Below are 19588 nucleotides of genomic sequence, written 5' to 3' on the forward strand. Positions count from 1 at the left end.
TCTATTCTCCTACCTCTTAGTCTTCGTGAACCAAGCCTTTGCCAATCGTTGTGGTGGCCTGAATCAGACCGTCGCGAATATCGGCAACCTCGAGCAATTGCCCTTGATGTAACAACGCTGCGCGGTCGCATAACCTGCGAATCACGCTCATTTCATGCGTGACAATGACGATGGTGACGCCAAGCTGTTCATTAATATCGCGTAGACAAGTCAATAAGCTGCGCGTGGTCGCAGGGTCAAGCGCACTGGTCGGCTCATCCGCCAATAATACTTTTGGGCTTGGCGCAATGGCGCGCGCGATACCGACACGCTGTTTTTGTCCCCCTGATAACTGCGCGGGATAATGCCCAGCACGGTCGATCAAGTCGACGATTTCTAAGCAGTCCATCACCCGCTTATGGATATCGGCGCTCGGATAACCTGCCACCGTTAAGTTAAACGCGACATTATCAAAGACCGTACGATTGGACATCAGGTTAAACTGCTGAAAAATCATGCCGATATTATGGCGGGCGATACGTAAATCACTAGCGGATAAGGTGGTCAAATCCGTACCATCGACGATGACTTGACCGGAATCTGGACGCTCAAGCAAATTAATCAGGCGTAATAGGGTAGATTTACCCGCACCCGAATAGCCCATCAAGCCAAATATCTCGCCTTGCTGCACAGTTAAGGACGTCGGCTCGACAGCAGTAAACCAATGTGGCTTGCCGTCTTTATCTTTTATAGACCGGTCGCTTAGAAAACTTTTGGTCACATCGTTTAAGACAATCATGTCACTCATGGAGGGCTCAAAATTCAATAAATATTTTAATAGTCATGAAGCGGTTGTAGGGTCTCTTACATCGTAAAGAGCACAGTTAAAAACAACATTCAATAACCCCATAATAAGGGGCGCTAATATAGCATATTATGCAGTGTTTTGGATATGGACATCCATGACTTAAGGATAATCTTGGCTTGCTCGCTATTAAGTAACCAAACAATCAAGACAGGTAGCGCGTAAATTTATCGTCATTTCGAATAAATGGTTATGAAATAAAGAAGCAATATAACATCAGCAGGCATGTTCGAGCATGCTTTTAGCACTGGTTTTTTAGTAGTAAGTTTTTTGCCACTGAGTTTCTTAAGACTTAGTTTTTTAAGACTGAGCTATAGGATTAATCACGGCTTTCATGATGATAATGAGGGTCGTGCTTCACAGGTAGCACCACTAAAAATCGCGTATGACCGTTAATGGTGTCTGTCAGGATGCGCCCTTGGTGCGCGGTGACAATTTGGGCAACCAAGGATAAGCCAAGTCCTGAGCCTTTATTCTTCTGCTGTAAGCGTACAAAGGGACTAAAAACTTCTTCGCGTTTATTCTCAGGGATACCGTCGCCTTCATCAATCACTGCCAACACGGCATATTTTGGTAGCGGGCGGGTTGGTTCGGTTTTTGCTTTCTTTAGATGCTTACTAAACAAACCCTCTTTACGTGGTGTATTTGCTGTCTCGCCATTATCTTTAGCGTTCTCTTTATTATTGCTCTTAGAGTTATCTTTAGCGTCATTTTTCTCAGTACTATTGTTTTTATCGGTGTTTTCTGCGTTTTGATTGATAGAATTGTCTTCAATACTGAGAAGTGATATCTCCTGATTTTCAGGAACCGCGCGCCAAATGACTTTTTTAATTTTATCGGTTAAATCGCTCGTGAAGCGTTGATAGTTAGATCTAAGCGAAGGCTCATTAATGGTTTTCGACTCATCATTACTGTTTATATCAGTGTTTATGGCACTGCTTATGTCAGTGTTTACGTTACTGTTTACCTTACTAGGTACGTCAATAAGTTCTGAAGGCTGTGATTTATCCGTGACTAAGCTCGTATCATTATCGCTATCACCATTGACCTCAATAGTTTCATTCTGAACATCAGTAAGCGCCGTGACGCTTTCACCATTTTTATAAATAGCGGGGGCGGGTAATAACGCTACTTCTGTAGCTTCTGCTGACGTTGGCTTAGACTTTTTGTCACTAACGTCAATAGAGTCATTATCGCCATGCTTATTCTCCTGCGCGTTTTCAAGCTGACTAACGTCATGAGTGCCTTCTTCATAAGAATCAAAGTCGGAGCTGTTATAGTCGACAAAACTGCTGCAAAGTATGGTTTGCAATAGGAAGTCAGGGATATCATTGGCTTCATCTAAGGTTTGTACGCCATAAAGCAATACAGTAACAGGCGGCTTGCCATGTAGCATGGCATTGGTCAGTAGGTTGCGAATTAAATGGGTAAGCATAGAGGATTGACCATCAATGACGATATGCTCGCCAATCAAGGTCGCTTCAGGATAATGCTGGCGTTCCTGATTGACCAAGTCATATAAGTCTAAATGTTCAACTTGCTGTAGCGCATGACCGGCGTCTAATCGGCTGACGAGCAAGATACTTTCAACCAAATCATTTAATCCCGACAGATCGCGATTGATCGCATGGGCACGTTTATCAAATTTTTCTTTGGTATCGCTCGGCAGAGCCGCTGCCAGCATATCCATCATCTCAATCTGTAAACGGATACGGGTGATAGGCGTGCGCAGCTCGTGCGAGGCGTGCGCCAATAATAGATTATTGGCATTAATAAGGTGTTCAATTTTCTGTGCCGCTTGGTTAAAACCGCGGGCGAGTGAGGCAATCTCATCATTACCGCGTGCATTGACCCGCACGCTAAAGTCGCCATCACCAAGTTCAGCCATCTGCTGACTCATCTGATTGATACGCCAAGTAATGGTACGAGCAATCCACCAAAGCACGCCCGCCATAATAATCAGCAGCAATAAGGTGCCGGTAAATAAGTTTAGCGCCGCCGAAAGTACGGGTTTTTTAGGCGCTAAGCGTGACTCATAGAGTAGCGTGTAGCCCGTACTACTATAGACTTGGGCTTGCTTGGTTGGGGAGGTTTCGGCAAATGAGGGAAAAACGCGTGCTAATAGCGAGGGCGGTGCCGGCAATTCTAACGGCAAATCGCTATTGTCAGTTTGCATAAGCAAATGACCTTCGCTGTCATACAAACCCATCTTTGCCTGCAAAGATTCATCAAAAATATCAAAACTTTTTTTGACCACCGCCAGCATAAAGCGCGACTGTAAGCGATTGTCCTTGCTGACCGCGATGTTTAGCTCATGCAAAAAAGGGTCTATTTGACCCAAGATTTGCGTGGCTAAGATTTCTGAGCGAATGCCAGCGTCTTTGTCATGGACCAACTGCGTCAATAACACCATCGCTACCGCAAATAAGATAAGTGCCAGCATGACACTGGCAAATAGCTTGGCAAATACGGAACGAAAACCCAGTTGTTGCATTAAATCATCTCTATTATCAAACGCTCATAACCGCTTTATCGGTTTTATTGGCACTATCGCTTAACCTAACGTCGTTTGATTACATACGCCATTTATACTTGATCGGTTGCAAATTGATAACCCACACCGCGTACGGTAATAATACGTTTTGGCTGACGTGGATTGTCTTCAATAAGCGCACGCAAACGCGAAATATGTACGTCGATAGCGCGATCAATATTGTCTGAGCTGTCATCGTTTGGCATCGCTTGCCACAATTGCTCGCGGTTTAGTACTTTACCAGAATGGGTGGCAAAATAATGCAGCAATTGAAACTGATGCGTCGTTAGACGTACCGGTTGGTCATCGATAGTGACCTCATGACTGTCAGGAAAGACGCTCAAGCGACCGAAAGTTAAGCTGTCTGATTGGCTGTCGGCTTGGTTTGGCTGCTCATGACGACGAATAACGGCACGAATACGCGCCAATAGCTCACGTGGCTCAAATGGCTTAGCAATATAATCATCGGCACCCATCTCTAAACCCAATACGCGGTCAGTAGTATCGCCTTTTGCCGTCAGCATAATAATCGGCACTTTATTGGTCATGTTGTTTTTGTTGCCACGTATTTTTTGGCAAACTTGCATCCCATCCATATCAGGAAGCATCAAATCCAGTACAACCAAGTCAATATCACGCTCTTTGGTGTCTAATAAATCTAAACCTTCTTGACCCAATCCTGCATGGTGTACATCGTAGTAATTCATGGTCAGATAATCACTGATTAACTCGGCCAAATCTGGATCATCTTCAATTAGTAAAATCTGCTTACTCATAATTTTTCCTCTAGTTGTTGTTATAGTTTGTTTAATCTGCATTTTAAAAAGTACTGTTTTAAACCTGCATTTTCAAAGTTCTGCTTTAAAAGTGCTGCTTTAAAAGTACTGCGCCCTTAATTTTCAATCACTGCTATTTAGCATACGCTATATTGCCTAAACAGGATGTTATTAAACAAGACATGCTTTGTTAATGTTTCTACACAATGTAACTACTTGCTTCAATGCTTATGAAACTACCGCCTTTTTACCTTCAGACTCAACCGGTAGATTTGCCAAACAAATCAAACTGTCATTGGTAATGCCCGCGATTAAATATTGTTTGGTCAGCGGGTCATACTCAATGACCTCGACAGGCTGGCGCGTCAAACGCTGGTCTTGTTTGATAATCCATACATTGGCGATTAAAGGCCGCAGCGGCTTATAAGGCGGTTTGTGCAGCACAGTGAGATCTACATTATGCAGGGCACGCTTAGGGACAGTGGTACCGACCTGTATTTGTCCGTAGTCAACACGTCCTGTCACCTTCATATCAGGTCTTATCTGGTTGCGACTGACTTCATTATCAACCACGTTGACAGCAACCAACAGCTGTTTGGGTTGCTGAGTGGTGGTCAGCTTACTCACTTGGCCGGTAAATTCATCTATTAAACCTTCAGCGGTAAAATTCACCGTTTGCCCGACAGAGATTTGCGATTCCGCGTCAATGGGAAGGGTGGCAATAAAATGCAGTTCCGTCTCGTCACTGAGCTTTAATAAAGGCTGCCGCGCTTCTATCTTTTGTTCGTTTTTAATGTAGAGCTTTTCTATCCAACCAGAAAAACTCGCCCGCACCGTGATCAAGTTGTATGATTTCTCTGATTGTGTATTTTCTTGAGTGTTATTGTCGTCATTACTGCCACTGCTAGTAGCGTTGTCTGTAGTTTGCTTTTTACTGTTAGCGGCCGTCATTTTCGCATCGCTTTCTGCATCAATTTCTGCATCATTTTTTACCGCTTGTTTTGTCTGTTTATCACTATTAATAACGGTATTATCTGCCGAATTCTGATTATTGGCGGCCGATTGCTCAGGCTTAATATCAGCCTTTTTATTAATTTCTACGGTTTCTGCTGAGTTTGTAGCCGCTACTGCATCAGCTGGCTGTTGAATCTCGGTCGTTTGACGACGAACAATAAATAAGGGCGCACCCTTTTCTACCCATTGATTTTTTTTCACCAATACTTTTTCGACTATCAGCGCTTGTCCGGCAATCAGATTGACCTTTTTAATAGGTTCAATTTCACCTTCTAAGCCAAGACTGGGCTGATAACGGGTTGGCTTGACGCTCAGGATATGGTCAGGGGTCATCGTGATGCTATCAGCGCGAATGAGGAGCGGCGTATTAACCGTCTCGCTATTTTCGGCAGTGACCGGCTCTGATGTCGGAGGCGAGGGTTGACAGGCGATAATGAGCAAAGCACTTAAGAGGTACATGCTCTTTTTTAAAGGGCTAGAAGCTAGAAATAGCGCACTTGAAAATATCGTGCTTAAATGCCTTGAGCACATAGAATCTGTCATACCAGTCACCATTATCAACGAATTTTCATTATATAGTGAATTTTGCTGCGGTGAAATGATTAGCCTGTCTTTTCTAATGGGCATTGATTGAGTTGAATATTGCGTTGATAGGCAACGCTGATAATATAGGCCGAAAATAAAGGGCTTGCGCTAGAGTGATGAATTTACACTGATTTATTTGAACATAAATTCACTAAATGACTGGAAAAGGCATTGCAACTGTGCTAAAACAAACATAATAAAATATATTGATACATTTTTATGACAAAAGAAAATTATTCGGTAAGGTGCACGCTATTTCTATATAATGCCAAAATATAGCAACACCAAATATCATATCTGGCTTTAGTGTCATCTAAATCAAATCCTATTAAGTAACAGCAATTACTTTTAGTAAGAATGAACTGCTTTTAATAACTAAGCTTTAATGAATGATTGCTGAAAAGGCTCGCAGTTCGGTTAGCTAGGATTTGTATCGATGACTGAATAGTATGATTGCGCAACGCTGATATAGGTATTATCACCGCTTAATAGCACTTAAAATACCGCGCAATTTGCTAAGAATATTTACCATAAAGTGCGTATAGTGACTGATGGTAATGCGCTGGTAAATAGGCAGATACTGATGGTGAAAATTTAGCTATTATGATCGAGCACAATACAGGTTTTGCTGTTTATCTTTAGATAAAATACGTTCACTGATAAATTAAGATAACCGCTTATTGTTTTGTATTGATAGCTTAGATTGGCAGATTAGAGTGATAATCTGTACTTATAGATAGCACTACGAATAAATAGTCATTAATAGGACAGAGATAATGGAAAATAATTTTGATGGTTTAAAAGTAATGGTGATTGATGACTCAAAGACCATTCGCCGTACCGCAGAAACGTTATTGCAAAAAGCTGGCTGCGAAGTTGTAACCGCCATTGATGGTTTTGATGCCTTGGCTAAGATTGTCGATCATAACCCAGATATTATTTTTGTGGACATTATGATGCCACGTTTAGATGGTTATCAGACCTGCGCATTGATAAAAAACAATCCTGATTATGCCAGCAAGCCTGTAATTATGTTGTCATCGAAAGATGGTTTATTTGATAAAGCCCGTGGTCGCATTGTCGGCTCTGATGAGTATTTGACCAAGCCATTTAGTAAAGATGAGCTTTTTGAGGCGATTAATCAGTATCGCTCATAGCGGTAGGTTTTTTAAAACTTATTATAAGCTGTTATAAATAGCCCGCTATAAATAATAGCCCGCTACAAAAACCCAATATAAGTTGCTAATCAGCAGATAAGTTGTCTTTACAGTTATTCTTACTGACGCTGTTTAGGAAAGTTGGTTATGCATATTTGTCATGAGAGCTTTCTGCTTAATTTTTACCCTGATGAGAATAATGCGGCCACTGACTCATAGCGACTTATTTTAATCGATTTGTATCAATAATATATCCTAATGGATATCATCGAAAATAAAGGAAACACCTATGACTACTGTTTTAGTCATTGACGACTCGCCATCTGAGATGGCGAAATTTCGCGACATGCTTGCGAAGAATAACTATCAAGTATTAGAAGCGACAAACGGTGAGCAAGGCTGTCAGATGGCCATTGATCATCTGCCCGATGTCATCTTAATGGATGTGGTGATGCCTGAAATGAACGGCTTTCAGGCAACTCGTAAGATTACCCGTGGGAAAACCACGTCTCATATTCCTATCATTATGATTAGTACCAAGAATCAAGAAACTGATCGCGTATGGGGTAAGCGTCAAGGCGCTAAAGAGTATATTACTAAGCCGATTGATGAAAGTGGTCTGGTCCAGATAATTCGTAGAGTAATGGAGTAGCTTGTGGCATCCAGAGGGTTTATTGAACTGCTACGGATAGCAGACTTAGCACGCGCGCGCAAAAGTGGTCGCCGCGGAGGCAAAGAGTTTGACTGGCAAGGTGTGGTATTTGAGATTGGTGGTCAGCGTTTGGTGGCACCAATGGGTCAGGTATCAGAGATATTGACCATGCCAGAATATACCAGCGTGCCTTTAGTAAAGCCTTGGATGCTCGGCATCGCCAATATTCGTGGGCGCTTGTTACCTTTAACCGATTTGTCGCGGTTTTTACAAGTGCCTAGTCAGTTGTCGCAAATGAGCCAACGTAAAGTTATCGTTATTGACCATGATAATGTGTTCTCAGGGTTGTTGGTCGATCAAGTCTTGGGTATTGAGCAGTTCACTCAAGATCAATATCGTCCAGAAGCGCTTGAGCCCAGCTCGCCATTTGCGCCTTATAACCATGGCAAGTTTTTTAAGGATGAGCAAGATTGGTATGTGTTTATGCCAAGCTTGCTTGCACAAGATTTGCAGTATACCGATGCCGCCATATAAGCATAGCGGTCTTTATTACTTAACTGTTTTTAATAAGCGGTTTTTGTTAAAGCAAGAATAAAGAACAAGGGCTGACATGGTTTAGTGATATGTCAGCATTCATACAGGCTTTGTTAATCACTGTTGTTTTGATGACAATATGATTTCAGAGTCAGTCACGATACGACTTTGACGATTGTTTGAAAGGAAGAGGCACGATGAGTGATGTTATAAACAACCCTGTAGCTGGTAAGAATAAAACAACGACAGATGCTAATAGTAAATGGAAGCTGTTATTAGGGCTTTGTGCTTTAGTAAGTGTGGCTTGTCTGTTTTGGCTGGTCAATTCATTGTCATCGGTCAGCCAATATTTAACGAATTTTAATCAATCAGTTGTCTTGCCGGTGATTGTATTTGTCTTAGGTGTACTTGGTATCTTATTTGCGTTGTTCCAGCTACTAAAACAACGTGGCGGCTCAGAACGTTTATTGATTGAAAAAGAGACCTTGCGTCGTCGCCAAGAAGCGGAAGCAGAGTCTGAGCGTGCGCGCCAAATTCAAGAAGAAAACGAGCGTAACCAGATTGCTATTTTGCGTCTACTGGATGAGCTAGGTGATTTGGCAGATGGTGACTTGACGGTAAATGCGACCGTATCGGAAGACTTTACGGGTGCGATTGCTGACTCTGTTAACTTCGCAATTGACCAATTACGTCAGTTGGTACTGGTTATTAACAGTACCGCTGATCGCGTCTCGCAGTCCTCAGAGCAAACGCAGATGAATGCGGTTGAGCTTGCTGAAGCATCAGAACACCAAGCACAAGAGATTGCGGGCGTATCAGCGGCTATTAATGAGATGACGGTATCGATTGACCAAGTTTCAAATAACGCTGCAGAATCGGCAACGGTTGCACAGCGTTCAGTTGCTATTGCTTATAACGGTGCGGAAGTTGTACAGCGCTCGATTGAGGGTATGAACGTTATTCGTGATCAGATTCAAGAGACCTCAAAACGTATCAAACGCCTTGGTGAGTCTTCGCAAGAGATTGGTGATATCGTTGGTTTGATTAACGATATTGCTGACCAAACTAACGTTCTGGCATTGAACGCTGCGATTCAGGCATCGATGGCAGGGGAGGCTGGTCGAGGCTTTGCGGTTGTTGCCGACGAAGTTCAGCGCCTTGCTGAGCGTTCAGCCAACGCAACCAAACAGATCGAAACGCTGGTAAAAACCATTCAGGCCGATACCAGTGAAGCAGTGATGTCGATGGAATCAACGACTTCTGAAGTGGTACGTGGTGCCCGTTTGGCAAAAGATGCGGGTGAGGCACTAGAAGAGGTGCAAACCGTTTCGAATACCTTGGCGGATCTGATTCAAAACATCTCCAACGCCGCTATGCAACAGGCAGAGTCTGCAGGTCATATCTCGCATACGATGAATATCATTCAAGATATTACCTCGCAAACGTCATCGGGTTCGATGGCAACGGCGCGCTCTATTGGTGAGCTGAGTGAAATGGCAGCAGCATTGCAAGAGTCAGTAACCGGCTTCAAGATTTCTAATGATGATGAGCAATTACATACAGAACAGACGGATGATGAGTACTTAGATATTGATGAAAGAGTATCAGCCAGTATTTAAGGGCCATTTATTATTGAGTCATTAGCGCTTAATTTATGATTTTTATATTGAAATGTTAACCAAATAGTTGCTCTAGTTATTATCTTATCCTTATCTAAGGCAACACTATTAATAGCAGGTCACATGAATAATCATATGCAACAAGACAGTCATTTTATTTATAAAGCCGACGCTTTAGCGGCCGAGGCTTTAAGACAGGATGCTGCTTTTGATACAGAGCAATGGCAACGTTATATAGAGCAAGAAATCGGCTTTATATTACCGAATGTTCAGCGTAAGTGGTTGGTCAATGCCGTCACGCAAACGGCACTATCGTATGGGCTCACTATTCTACAGTTATGGCAGCAGTTACCGATTAATCATGAGCTGCGTCAGCAATTCTTGGATAAGGTGCTGATTCATGAAAGTCGCTTCTTTCGCCATCAGCCTTCTATAGAATTTGTCACCGAGTGTGCTTTGCAGCATCAACGGCGGCAATTAGCAAATAACAGTAATGTTAATAGCAATGTTAATAGCAGTGTTGCTAGTAAGGCTAATAACAGTGACCATATTGGCGCTAATGAGTTGTTCCGTATATGGAGCGTCGGCTGTGCGAGTGGGCAAGAGACTTGGTCGCTAGCAATGAGCTTAGCGGCAAAGCAGCTGACTCATTACACTATATTGGGTACTGACGTCAGCGAACAAGCATTAAAAAAAGCACGCTTAGGGCAGTATGATAAAAGACAGGAGGCTTTAATTCCCCCGCATTGTCAGCAATTTATCCAGCCACTGCGTCAGGCAAGCGTCATCGAAGCATTACGTTTTGCTCCTGTGGCGACTAATACTAAGCAAACCATAAAAAATAGCGTAAATGCAAACTGGCAAGTGATGCCAACCTTAAAACAGCAGGTACGCTTTACTTTACATAATATTATCAATCAAGAGCCGCCAACCCCGCATTTACAACAAGTGATTGTCTGCCAAAATATGCTGCTGTATTTTCGCAAGTTTGATCAGCGTGATATTTTAGCGCGGCTATCAGAGCAGTGTGCGCTAGGCGGTTATATTATATTGGCTCCAGGTGAGGCGTTATTTTGGCGTCCATCAAACATGCGCCGTATTGCGCACCCACAGATTAATGCGTGGCAAAAAATCAGTGCCTAAATTAGCGCCTAGACGAGTTAGGATAAATCTATGAAAAACCAGCCCAATGACATGGTGACGTTTGAGTGGTTATTACCACTATTTAATCAGCAATTATCACAGGTAGCTGATGGCTGGCAATTAGGTGAAAAAAGCGCTGATTATGAGCAAATGTCACAGAGCTATCATCAAATTAGTGGTGCCTTAACCATGCTCAACTTGCCTGCATTGGCAAGTTTGGCGACTAAGCTAAGTTTGTTAGCAGGAATAGGTAAAGTCGTTGACCTAGAAGATACTCTTGCAGACGACATTGCAATAAATTCTGGAGCGGCTTCTGAAACAGGGTCAGAAATAGCTGCTGAAGTAGCATTTGGTACGGATAAAAGCCGTATTGGTCAAATAGCTCATCGATTACTCATGCGTGAGCTTGGACACTACGCGCGCACGGGTAGCTACCATGCTGCTTTGCTGAATAAAACCTCGGCTGAGTTGACACAAGTCTTAGCGCATTATGGTGTCGTGACTGACCATCTTGCAGATGCTTCTTTAGCCTTTGAAGCTGAGCATTCTGCTAGCATGATGGATATTGAATACCTTGATATTACAGTACCTGATGTTACGACAGCGGCAAATTTAGACCGTGAGCAATATCAGCAATTGTTATTGGTCTGGCGTCAGCAAGTACAAGCATTACTAGCAGCTAATGCCAACACTCCCTCTATACTGACGGTTTTAGAAAAGGTCAGTCAATATTTATGGCAAACTACAGCGGATGCAGACTTACAGCGTCTTTGGTATCTGACTGAAACTTGGCTACATGACCTAGCAGACAATGAAACCCCAAAACCTAAACATTATGCCGCGTTATTAAGCCAGTTAGATGCGCTAATAGAGTCCTGCGCGCAGCAAAACGAGATATCGACGGATATCATTAATAACTTAATAACCAGTATTTATATTGAGTTAAGTAACCTTGTCAATTATAGTGAAAACGCTCAATCTATATTGCATAACGTATCGCAGCCGGATGTAGAATCACGTTTTTTACCGCGCATACTCAGTCAAATTGAAAGTCTTATCTTTAATCTTGATAAACCTCACACACTATTAAAACCTTTACAACACATAAATAACCAACTTGAGAGTCGCGGTTGGACGTTTTTTGCTGCACAGACTGCCGCAATCCTAGCTGATATAGAGCGTGGTTTATCTGCAGAAGCAGAATTGACCCAAGAACATACGCAGGAACATAAGCAGGAACAGTGGCAAATTGAGCGCCAACTGCAAGAATTATACGATGCTGTCTACAATACCGAACAAGTCATTGCTAGCAAAATAGGAAACGCGGCGTCGTTTACCTCTAAACCTGTAGTCGTTACGAATGACGATTTTGATGGTTTTAATAGCGTTAATAGTGTTGACGGCTTACAAACAGAAAATAACCGCCAAATTAAGTCAAATGATAAAGAGCTGCGTGAGTTGCGTATTGCTGTCGAAGACGTTAAGCAAGGCTTTAATGACTATATTCAGCGCCAAAACATCGAACTATTATCAGACTCAGCAGATTTTACTGAAATCAGCGAAGCCTTTGATAGTATGGGCTTGCCATCAATCCGTCACGCGACGGATAAAATAGCTGCTATATTTGATCAATTAAGCACCCATGAGATTAATGTACTCAGCTGGGATGTTACTGAAGCAGTGGCAGAAGGTTTAACGTCGATTGAGTTATTACTCGATTATCTGGCGCAGCAAGTCTTTAACCAAGCATTATTAGAACAAGCAAATGTCTATATTGATAAAGCCTCAACGTTGCTTACTGGCTATATCGATGCACCTGAAACAGTAAAAGATACTTTTTTAACGCAAAAATTAGCAGCGAGTAATGTACTGCGCTACGACGACAGTGGTGAAATTGCGCCTATTAATAATGACGACATTATCGACTCAGTTTTAGCGAGTGATAACGTTAATAATCTTAATAACGCTTGTGAAGCAGAAAGTGCCGCTTTATTAAGCGCCCGTAGCCAAATCAAGCCTGATAACTTTGATATCGATGAAGATATTCGTGACATCTTTATCGAAGAGGTTGCAGAGGTTATTGCTGATTTAGAAGATTTTTTACCGATATGGCAGCAAGACGCACAGGATTTAACCCCGTTAACGGAAGTGCGAAGAGGTTTTCATACCTTAAAAGGCTCAGGGCGTATGGTTGGTGCTTTTAGCATCAGTGAGATGGCATGGTCCATTGAAAACCTACTCAATCGTCTGTTGGAAAAAACACTGCCGGTGACCGATGAAGTCGTCGCATTAGTGATAGAAACGACCCAGCGTCTACCAGCGATGTTGAGTGACTTTGAAGCACAGAGAATACCAAGCTTTGATCCTGCTATTACTATTGTGCAAAGCAATAACCTAATGAGCCAGCAACCTATCAACACTGGGCTAGAAACATCTGAAGTCATATCTTCTATCGCTGACGTTGAAGGAAATAATTATTTACTGGAAGAAAGTTTCCTTTTAAACGAAACAAACTTAGACATTGAGCATGCCGATACTCTAGGAACGACAGAGCACGTTAATTATTCGCTGGCAGAGGAAAAAGATATCTCTGCATCATTGATAGAATTAGAAATCCCTGCGGCACTGCAACCATTTATGTCAGCAGCCCAGCCGTTACCGATGGATGCTGACGATGCTGATCCCGATATTAAAGAGATTTTCTTAGAAGAGGCCAATGAGGTCTTGGATGAAATCGTGCCTTTATATGAGCAGTGGCAGCTTGCTCCAGATGACTTAACCCAGCTGACTGATATTCGTCGCGGCTTTCATACCTTAAAAGGGTCGGGGCGTATGGTTGGTGCTAACACTAGTGCTGAGTTGGCGTGGTCGATAGAAAATATGCTCAACCGTATTTTAGATAATAGCATTACGGCTTCTACGGACATACAGCAGCTGATTGGCGATGTGCTGAGCGTGTATCCTGAGTTATTAACCACCTTTGAGAACGATAGCCAAGATTATCCTACTATCATGCCCTTATGGGTGGCTTGTGCGCAGGCCTATAGTAAACAGTTGGGTAATGAATTTAGCTACTCTGCGCTATACCAACAGTTATTAGGTACTCCTGCACCGTCTTCTGCACCAAGCACAAATCAAAGTGCTCAGGATGGTTTTGACGATGAGAGCAATGCTGACAATAGCAATCATATCGACAGCATGTTGCAAACGATTAATTCTGTGAATGAAAAAATGGCAGAAGCGCCCATCGTTTTAACCCCTCAAAGTGAAGAAGAACAAGCCTTTTTTGACATTTTTATTGAAGAAGCAGAAGAGTTATTAGAGAGCGTTAATGACTTTGTTCGTCGCCATCAAGACGAGCCTTATGTGGCGGTAAGCGATGAGATTGTACGGGCATTCCATACCTTAAGGGCTGCTTCTGGGTCTAGTGCTTTGACAGCAATTAGCGAGGTTAGTGCGACCATAGAGCAGAGTTTAGAGCTGCTACAACAGCAGGATACGCCGATGAGTGCGCAGCATTTAAAGGCGCTCGCCCAGTCTGCGACCCTGATTAATGGCTATTTGGACAACTATAAACAAAACATTCAGCAGCAAGATGTGTCGTTAGAAGAGATGCAAAGCCAGCAAGATATTGCTTCTTTGCAAGCGATGCTTGGTGAGCAGTATGCTATTAAAGATAGCGAGAGCACTGCTGATAATAAGCCAACGATAAACCAATTGTTGGATGATAATATCAATGAATTGCTCGATGCTGAATGGCAGCTAGAAGCCGCTTTGACTCATCCAGAAAGTGCGCAAGTCCAAGCTTATATAGCGCAGCAAATGGCACAAATAAAATACTTAAGCGGTAAAGCCCAAGAGTTTCCAAAGTTTATTGCCATCCTTAATGAGTTGGGCAAGGCTTATGCTTATTTAAGTCATCATCCTGAGCAGTCAATTGATACTGATATTCAAGCCATTTTACTGGCCGGACATGCACAATTGGTCGGTTTATTTGATGCCTTGGCAGGTAGCAGCTCATTAAAGATTGATGAGCAAGTTCTTCAGCAGCTACAAAGTATTTCTCAACGCCATGACAGTAATGACGAAATGGTCGCTGATGATGCCGAAATCAACGCTGCAATTGAAACTGAAACTGAAGCCAACATTAATATTGCTGCAGAGGTTTATGCTGATGCTTCGGTGCATAGTATCGCTGCGCCTGAGCTAGAGCTTGAAACCATCGATACCGATATCGAGCTATTAGAAATCTTCTTAGAAGAGGCGCAAGAGCTTGATGACGCGCTCAATGACAGCTTTAGTAAATGGCGCGCCGACATTAGTAATATCAATACTTTAAAAGTCTTACAACGTCATCTGCATACCATCAAAGGTGGCGCGCGCATGGCAGGTATCCGTAGTATTGGTGACTTGACTCATGAAGCGGAGAGTATCTACGAGGCATTTGTAGAAGAAAGACGAGTACCAACCGCACAGTGGCTTGAGATTATGCAGGTCGTGCAAGATACGTTGTCATTACAAGTGGCGCACATTGTCCGCTATCAGCAATCGTTTTTTGCACCTGAGTTGATTGAGCAGTTACAACAGTTTGAAAAAGCGAAGGCATTGCCAGATGTCGTCCAACTTATTGTACCGATGCCGAAAAACCATATCGATACCGAGTCGCAAGTACTGGCAGATGAATATATTCATCGTATAGAACAAGCAGCAGATAGCTTAAGTTTAGATAGAATTATTAAGCAATCATGGGCAAATGGCTTGCCTGACCCTGATATTTTGGAAGTGTTTTTAGAAGAAGCAGAGGCCCTGACCAACCGTAACGAATATCTGCAATCATTCTTAAGTGATGCAAATGATACGGTGGCATTGCAGGCACTACAACGCGACTTGCATACCCTTAAAGGTGGCGCGCGTATGGTGACCGCTAGTGGTATCGCTGACCTTGCGCATGAAATGGAATCGGTATATACAGATTTCGTCGATCGTCGCCGTCCTGCTACCAAAAAAGTCTTAGAGCTATTAGTTGCCTGTCATGATTGGCTTGCAGATGCCGTATTCATTCTGTCGCAACAGGTGAATCCGCCAACCCCTGATTTATTGATTGAGGCATTACAGCAATTTAGTAAAAACCCAGATAGCTTAAAGCAGATACCGAAAGAGTCATTGCAACCGCAGCGTGACGCCATTCTTTTGGCAAAGCAAAAGCAAGAATCGACCTATATCCAAAAGGACATTAGTGAGATGCCGCTGATGGTGGCCAATACCGCTGAGCAAGAGCAGAACACCAATAATAATGAGATGATTCGTATCTCAGGTGGTCTGATTGAGCATATGATTAACCTATCGGGCGAGTCGGCGATTAACCGTGCGCGTATCGATATGGGCATGAGTAGCTTGACCAATAGTATTGAAGAGATGGGCACTACCGTACAGCGCTTAGCAGATCAGTTACGCCGGATGGAGATTGAGCTTGAGGCGCAGATTTTATCGCAAATCGATGACGAGCTGGTCAATCATGAAGGTTTTGACCCGCTAGAGATGGATCAGTATTCTTCATTGAATCAGCTGTCAAAATCTTTGACAGAGTCGGCGTCGGATTTGGTCGATATTAATAACACCTTATTAGAAAAAACCCGTGATAGTGAAAGTCTGTTGCTACAACTATCACGAACGCAAACCGAGCTCCAAGATGGCTTGATGAACTCGCGTATGGTGCCGTTTACTCGTCTAACGCCAAGGCTTGAGCGTATCGTACGTCAGACAGCCAATGAGCTTAATAAGTCGGTTGAGCTCAAGATTATCAATGCTGATGATGAAATGGATAGAACCATTCTAGAACGCATTACCTCACCGCTTGAGCACATGTTACGTAACGCCGTCGATCACGGGATTGAGAACGTTGCTACACGCCTAAAGACGGGTAAAGAGCGTAGTGGGCAAATCACTTTAGAAGTACGGCGTGAAGGCAGTGAAATTGTCATCCAGTTAACCGATGACGGTCGTGGGATTGATGTAGAAGCAGTACGCAATAAAGCTATCTCGCAAGGTCTGATTGATGCAGACGACAGTACCTTAAGCGACCTTGATATTATGCAGTACATCTTTAATGCCGGTTTAAGTACCAGTAAGCAGGTGACGCAAATATCAGGGCGCGGTGTCGGCATGGACGTCGTGATCAGTGAGATTCGTCAGTTAGGCGGCGCAGTATCCGTCGTCTCAGAGCTTGGTAAAGGTTCTCGATTTACCATGCGTGTGCCGCTCACCGTTGCTGTTTCTGATGCCTTGGTAGTGCGCGCAGCAGACCGCTATTATGCGATACCACTGGTACAGATTGAGCGCGTGGTGCGTATCAATCCAGAAAAAATATACGACTATTATCAATCAGGCGCGGCGACGCTTAACTTTGAAGATACCGATTATCGCGTCCGTTATTTAAATGAGATTTTATCTGGTAATAAGTTAAATGAGCTGGTCGTCAATACCAATACCAGCGTGCCACTTATTATTATCAAAAACCGTAGTGGGCAGAATATGGCGCTACAGGTTGACCAAATCGCAGGCTCGCGTATTGAGGTTGTGGTAAAACCTTTGGGACAACAGTTCTCGAATTTATCAGGTATTTCAGCAGCGACTATTATGGGTGATGGCTCAGTCATGCTCATCCTTGATTTGATTGCCTTGATGCGTAATGTCGCCTTGGTGAAAGAAGTCGCAAAACCTGCTGTGAGCATGCGCAGCACGACAGAGTCTAAAGCGACTATCTTGGTGGTCGATGACTCCGTTACAGTACGAAAAGTCACCTCACGTTTCTTAGAGCGCCAAGGCTTCACTGTGGTGCTTGCCAAAGATGGTATCGATGCGCTTGAGATTCTACAAGAAACGACACCTGACTTGATGCTACTCGATATCGAGATGCCGCGCATGGATGGTTTTGAAGTCGCGACGCAAGTCCGCCATAATAGACGTCTGCAACATCTGCCGATTATTATGATTACCTCGCGTACGGGCGAAAAACATCGCGAGCGCGCCCTTGAGATTGGGGTTAATGACTATATGGGCAAACCTTTCCAAGAAAATCAGCTTCTTAGTAAGATTGAAACCCTATTGGGTAAAGAGGCTAGCCTAGTCAATGAAGGATAACTTACGTGCCTTGGCGCTAAAAGATAAACATAAAAGTGATATCAAGGTATTGGTGGTTGCAGAGGACCATCATCAGCGTATGGCTTTTTCTGATACGGTACGTAGCTGTGGTTTACAGCTGGTTGACTGCGTATCGCGGGCGCAATTGCAAGATAAGTTTGAGAGCTATGAAGGCTCTATCGATATTTGGTTAATCGACGGTGATTATGACCATCATATGGCGACAGCAACGGCAGCCTCTCAAGCTGCCGCTGTGTTGGTAGGGTTCAGTCAAGCACCGTATCTTAATGAAGCACAGCAGTATGCTAAGTGGCAGCGTAAACTAAAGCGTAAGCTTGCCCATATGTTGGCTTTGCCGATGCTAGTCAATAATGCTACTGATAAAAACACTGCCTATAAAAATGAGGCCAATGACTGGCGTTATGTGGTGTTTTTAGGGGCTTCAATGGGTGGCCCTAGCGCTGTCAAAGAGTTTCTAGACCACTTATCGCCTTTACTGCCTGTAAGTATTTTATTGGCGCATCACTTTAACCAAACCATGATTAGTACCTTACCGCGTATATTGAATCGTCATAATGAGTGGCGCTGTCAGCTGATTACCTCAACGCAGCGTTTGCGCACTGGGCAATGTCTTATAGTGCCTATTGATAAACAAATTGTCTGTGATTCAACCGGTCGCATTATTTTGTTAGACCAGGCTTGGGAAGGCGATTATAAACCTGCTATCGGGCAAATTCTTAAAAATACCAGTGATGTCTATGGCAGTGAGCTTATCAATATTATCTTTTCAGGGATGGGTAACGATGGTACGCAGTATTTAGATTTAATCCAAGACAATGACAGTCAATTGTGGGCGCAAGAGCCAAGCTTAAGTGCCTGTCCTAGTCAGCCACAAGCGATTATTGATTCAGGCTATTGTCAGTTTGTCGGCAGTCCTACAGCATTAGCAGAAAAACTTACTGAGTATATTACTGAAAGGGCGGTGAGCGCCCCTTTAGATTCATTTATTGTGAGCGACTTATGAAACAGATTCTAAAGCATTCGTTTGAGGCGGTGAGCTTACTGACCACTAACAATGGTATGCTCGACGTGACGGTTGTCCCAGCAGTTAACCAACCGGATTGGATTATTCCTAGCAGTTTGATTTTGAGCGTTGAGGAATGTAGCGAACATACCGATAGTTATGAGTGGCAACAGCAAGCAGTCGCGGTCTTCCATCTATTGCCACGCCATCAAAAACCAGAGAAAATGATTGTCTTAGAGGGTAATACCTCCGCCCATCGCATCGCACTTCAAACGGCAGGCGAGCTACGCCAACTACAGGCGCGTATCTCTGATGTCAAAGATATCGACCTTCCTGAGTATTTGATTAAGACAGACGACAAAATCGATGATGTTGATGAACGCGTACAAGAAGATGATGTGCTATCCTACCTCTTTCAAACCGTGATGATTGATAATACGCTGTACTTGGTAGCAGATTTAGATAAAATAGCACACCAATTGGTTGATTTAGACCGCTAGTTTGCTTACGGTTATGCTTCTCATAAAAATCTTTGTCATTAGCCTTGAGAGTGTTTAGCACGTGTCT

11 protein-coding genes and 1 pseudogene are annotated in these 19588 nt (G+C 43.2%); 8 read left to right on the top strand and 4 right to left on the bottom strand.

The genetic code is table 11. The features are described from left to right. Positions 1-16: 16 nt before the first annotated feature. The 4 genes from PG901_RS03280 to PG901_RS03295 form a co-directional block, all read right to left on the bottom strand. Positions 17-787: a methionine ABC transporter ATP-binding protein gene (locus PG901_RS03280; protein WP_201565075.1), complete on the bottom strand. Its 771-nt coding sequence runs from the start codon at positions 785-787 to the stop codon at positions 17-19. A gap of 376 nt (positions 788-1163) precedes the next feature. Continuing rightward, entirely contained in the window at positions 1164-3338 is a 2175-nt protein-coding gene (locus tag PG901_RS03285) for an ATP-binding protein (RefSeq protein WP_271133494.1), read from the bottom strand. Between the two features lie 92 nt (positions 3339-3430). Continuing rightward, on the bottom strand, positions 3431-4153 hold the full coding sequence (locus tag PG901_RS03290) for a response regulator transcription factor (protein ID WP_057761578.1): 723 nt from the start codon (positions 4151-4153) through the stop codon (positions 3431-3433). 228 nt (positions 4154-4381) lie between these two features. Continuing rightward, positions 4382-5710: an efflux RND transporter periplasmic adaptor subunit gene (locus tag PG901_RS03295; protein ID WP_271133495.1), complete on the bottom strand. Its 1329-nt coding sequence runs from the start codon at positions 5708-5710 to the stop codon at positions 4382-4384. A gap of 818 nt (positions 5711-6528) precedes the next feature. Here PG901_RS03295 and pilG point away from each other — a divergent pair. The 8 genes and pseudogenes from pilG (at position 6529) to PG901_RS03335 (ending at position 19521) form a co-directional block, all read left to right on the top strand. Further along, positions 6529-6909 carry a twitching motility response regulator PilG gene (gene pilG, locus PG901_RS03300; RefSeq protein ID WP_149488687.1) on the top strand — a complete coding sequence of 127 codons (381 nt, stop codon included), beginning with the start codon at positions 6529-6531 and terminating at the stop codon, positions 6907-6909. 289 nt (positions 6910-7198) lie between these two features. After that, entirely contained in the window at positions 7199-7561 is a 363-nt protein-coding gene (locus tag PG901_RS03305) for a response regulator (RefSeq protein ID WP_183620243.1), read from the top strand. A 3-nt stretch (positions 7562-7564) separates the two neighbouring features. Next, on the top strand, positions 7565-8095 hold the full coding sequence (locus PG901_RS03310) for a chemotaxis protein CheW (protein ID WP_201565077.1): 531 nt from the start codon (positions 7565-7567) through the stop codon (positions 8093-8095). Between the two features lie 530 nt (positions 8096-8625). After that, positions 8626-9630: pseudogene (locus PG901_RS03315) on the top strand (methyl-accepting chemotaxis protein); the annotation flags it as partial. 207 nt (positions 9631-9837) lie between these two features. After that, a complete protein-coding gene (locus PG901_RS03320; RefSeq protein WP_271133496.1) occupies positions 9838-10857 on the top strand; it encodes a CheR family methyltransferase in 1020 nt (339 codons plus the stop codon). 30 nt (positions 10858-10887) lie between these two features. Continuing rightward, entirely contained in the window at positions 10888-17997 is a 7110-nt protein-coding gene (locus PG901_RS03325; RefSeq protein ID WP_271133497.1) for an Hpt domain-containing protein, read from the top strand. Continuing rightward, a complete protein-coding gene (locus PG901_RS03330; protein ID WP_271133498.1) occupies positions 17987-19021 on the top strand; it encodes a chemotaxis protein CheB in 1035 nt (344 codons plus the stop codon). The genes PG901_RS03325 and PG901_RS03330 overlap by 11 nt, the downstream gene beginning before the upstream one ends. After that, positions 19018-19521 (top strand): hypothetical protein, encoded by a 504-nt coding sequence (locus PG901_RS03335; RefSeq protein ID WP_271133499.1) that lies wholly within the window; start codon positions 19018-19020, stop codon positions 19519-19521. The genes PG901_RS03330 and PG901_RS03335 overlap by 4 nt, the downstream gene beginning before the upstream one ends. Positions 19522-19588: the final 67 nt, after the last annotated feature.

The sequence above is a fragment of the Psychrobacter sp. ANT_H3 genome (genome assembly GCF_027919975.1).
Classification (GTDB): domain Bacteria; phylum Pseudomonadota; class Gammaproteobacteria; order Pseudomonadales; family Moraxellaceae; genus Psychrobacter; species Psychrobacter maritimus.